At 39.9% G+C, this 3,483-nt stretch carries 5 protein-coding genes; all 5 read left to right on the top strand.

Annotation, left to right across the window (positions count from 1 at the left end; translation table 11 throughout):
* Positions 1–740, top strand: a 740-nt coding sequence (locus AC3LHT_RS09700) for an ABC transporter ATP-binding protein (protein WP_488662748.1), incomplete at its 5' end; no start/stop codon positions are given.
* Complete coding sequence (locus tag AC3LHT_RS09695) at positions 706–1,410, top strand: ABC transporter ATP-binding protein (protein ID WP_488662747.1); 705 nt, start codon at positions 706–708, stop codon at positions 1,408–1,410. The genes AC3LHT_RS09700 and AC3LHT_RS09695, both read left to right, overlap by 35 nt.
* A gap of 149 nt (positions 1,411–1,559) precedes the next feature.
* Positions 1,560–2,138, top strand: a complete 579-nt coding sequence (locus tag AC3LHT_RS09690; RefSeq protein ID WP_488662746.1) for a class I SAM-dependent methyltransferase — start codon at positions 1,560–1,562, stop codon at positions 2,136–2,138.
* A gap of 49 nt (positions 2,139–2,187) precedes the next feature.
* The gene (locus tag AC3LHT_RS09685) at positions 2,188–3,036 is read left to right on the top strand and encodes a uracil-DNA glycosylase (protein WP_488662745.1); all 849 of its coding nucleotides are present in this window, start codon (positions 2,188–2,190) and stop codon (positions 3,034–3,036) included.
* 4 nt (positions 3,037–3,040) lie between these two features.
* Positions 3,041–3,483 (top strand): MBL fold metallo-hydrolase (locus AC3LHT_RS09680; RefSeq protein ID WP_488662744.1); only part of this gene is annotated, 443 nt, incomplete at its 3' end.

The raw sequence follows: 3,483 nt of genomic DNA, 5'->3' as shown, positions 1-3,483 counted from the left end.
AAGCCAAAAATGTGACCATGAAGTTTGGAAACTTGACTGCCAACAACAACGTTAGCTTTTTTGTAGACAAGGGAGAGATAGTCAGTCTGATAGGTCCAAACGGGGCCGGGAAAACCACAATTTTTAACTGTATAAGCGGTTTTTACAAACCTTTTTCTGGAAGAGTGTATTTTGAAGGAAAAGATATTACAGGACTTTCTCCATATAAGATCACATCAATGGGGCTCACTCGCACGTTTCAAATAGTTAAGCCTCTGAAAGAAATGACCGTCAAGGAAAACATTCTCACCGGGGCATTCTTGAGAGCAAGCTCTCGTAGTGAGGCAGAGAAGATAGCGGATGAAATTTTGAAGATCACACATCTATCAGAAAAAAAAGACGTTCTTGCTGGTAGTCTCACTATAGCAGATAAGAAAAGGCTTGAAATAGCACGAGTGTTAGCCACGAAGCCCAAAATGATAATGCTCGATGAAGCCATGGCGGGTCTGAATCAAACCGAAACAAAGGAAGCAATGGAGCTTTGTCTGAACCTCAACAAGCAACACGGCATAACGCTTTTGATAGTTGAGCATGTTATGGAAGCTATCATGCCAATTTCGAATAGAGTCATCGTGCTGAATGCAGGAGAAAAAATCGCCGAGGGTTCTCCCGAGGAAATTGTAAACAATGAAGAAGTGATAAAAGCTTATCTGGGGGAGAGATATCATGCTAAAAGTAAACAAATTAACCGCAGGGTATGACAACGTTCCAGTTGTTTTTGACGTTAGTCTTGAAGTAAGAGAAGGCGAGCTTGTTTCAGTGGTGGGTTCAAATGGAGCCGGAAAGACAACAATTTTGAGAGCGATATCCGGATTGTTGAAGCCAATCTCTGGTAGTATCGAGTTCATGGGTAAAAGAATAGATAAACTCCCCGCTCATGAAATTGTCAAGCTGGGTATAGCACACGTGCCAGAGGGGAGGCACATTTTTGGCAAGATGAGCGTCAGAGATAACCTTCTAATGGGAGCTTACGCAATTGAAGATGATGCGGAAATCAACCGCCTGTTAGATAGGGTGTACGAGATATTCCCAGTGTTAAAGGAAAGAGAGAAACAGAAAGGTGAAACCATGTCTGGAGGCGAGCAGCAGATGCTTGCCATAGCGCGGGCTCTTATGGCAAAACCGAAGCTGCTTCTGGTAGATGAAATGTCACTTGGATTAATGCCGCTCATGGTTGACAAGGCGCTGGATGTTCTAAAACACGTGAACAAGGCGGGTGTAGCTGTGTTAATGGTTGAACAAAAGGTTCAGGAAGCTCTGGAAATAGCTGATAGGGGCTACATTCTCCAGACTGGAAAAATCGTTGCCCAGGGGACGGGTCAAGAGCTTTTGGGTAGCGAATTAGTGAAACAAGCTTACATGGGTATGTGAATTTCTCGCGTTTGGGAGAGATGAATTGGGGCATTGTTTTCTTATCTGCCCTATTACTGGTCGTAGTCATCATTTTTGGAGCAAAACACTGACCCACTAGCGTAAGTGTTTGTGTGTTCGTATCAATTCTTATGAAAGGAAGTAATAAAATGGCGAACTTTCGAGCGGAACTGTTCAATAAAAAGGCCTCTCATCCTAAAAACAAACCAGATCAGATTATTAAGACCATTGGGTTAAAACGTGGTCAAAGTATCGCTGATATTGGAGCTGGAGGAGGTTACTTTTCACTAAGGTTTGCTGAAATAGTAGGAGATGAAGGTAAAGTTTACGCTGTTGATACAAATCCAGAATTTTTACAAGTCATCAAAAGCAGCGCTAAGAAAAAGGGATTGAACAATATAGTCACAATCTTAATCAAAGATACATTGGATTTGCCTGAAAATAGTTTAGATTTCGTATTTATGAGAAATGTCACCCACCACATATTAAATCGCATAGAGCATTTCAAGAATTTAAAACGATTTTTAAAAGCTGATGGAAAGGTAATCATCATAGAGTATAAAAAGGGCAAATTTTTCACCTTTCGTGGATTATTTGGACATGATGTTCCTAAGGAAACTATTATGCGCGAAATGAAAGAAGCCGGATACACATTGGAAAAAGATTTTGATTTTTTAGCAGAACAGCATTTCACAATTTACTCAAAACGATCAGAGAGTGATTCGTAATTCATGAAAAAGAATATTAGCAACGGCGTATAAGAGCAGATATACGGCCATGTTTCGTTCTGTCAGATTCGCAAAGCCAAACGTTGTATATCTGCGGGCCGTTGTACGATATGCAAAGATATATGAGGGTGCAAGAGATATGAAGATCGAGGAACTGAATGAAAGAATAAAGGAATGTAAAAAATGTAGATTATCTGAAACCAGAACGAATGCTATCTGTGGCGAGGGGAACTTAGATTCCAAAATCATGATAATTGCTCAAGCACCGGGAGAAAATGAAGATAGAGAAGGGAAAATGTTCGTTGGACCTTCTGGAAAAGTATTGGACGAATTATTAGAATCAGCAGAAGTTAAGAGACATAAAATTTATATGACGAATTTGGTTAAATGTGTACTCCCAAAATGCAGAAAACCCAAGCAAGATGAAATCCAGGTTTGTAGTTATTATCTAAACGAGGAGATCAAATTGATAAACCCCAAAGTATTGGTTCCCTTGGGTTATTATGCCACCTGTTATATTTTTCAAAAACATGGCATTTTATCACCTTCAAAAGCAGAGTTTTCCTCGGTTTATGGTAGACTATTTTTAGCCGAAGATAGAAAAATACTACCTCTACCTCATCCCGCTGTTATTCTTTATAATCCCACACTCAAGCAAGATTTGATAAAAGCTTACAGAAAGTTGAGTGCATTACTTGTGAGTTGCAAATGGTATCAAGTGTGCCCGATGAAGAGATTTTATGAGGAAGGAAATCTGGATAAGAAGTGGATAGAATTGTACTGTAAAGGGGACTGGAAAAGTTGTGTTCGTTATCAAATGGAAGAAAGAGGCGAACCACATCCAGACTGGATGCTTCCTGATGGAACAATGGATGAAAATTTGCATAAATTGAGGTGATAAGATGAAAGTCACCATTGTTTATGATAATACCGTTTCAAAGGTAGGCCTCGAATCTGATTGGGGATTTTCTGCTCTCGTAGAATCAAAGGGAAGAAAGATACTTTTTGATACAGGAGCGAATGGAAGAATACTGCTTTCAAACATGCAAAAACTTAAAATCGATCCAAAGGAAATAGAAGATATTTTCATCTCTCATCTTCACCGGGATCATACAGGAGGTCTTTCGTCTTTTCTTGAAGTGAACGATCAGGTCAAACTATGGGTTCCCTCTTATTTTCCAGAGGTCAAAAATGCTAAAGAAGTGGTTGAGGTGAAAAAACCCACTGAGCTCTATGAGGGAATTTACTCTACGGGTGAACTTGAGAGAATAGAACAATCTCTCTGCGTTGAGACAAGAGAAGGTATCGTGGTCGTAGTAGGGTGTTCTCATCCAAGATTGAAGCA

Source organism: Kosmotoga sp. (genome assembly GCF_982836095.1).
The sequence above is the reverse complement of the archived record's forward strand: the minus strand, read 5'-3'. Positions and strand labels throughout refer to the sequence as shown.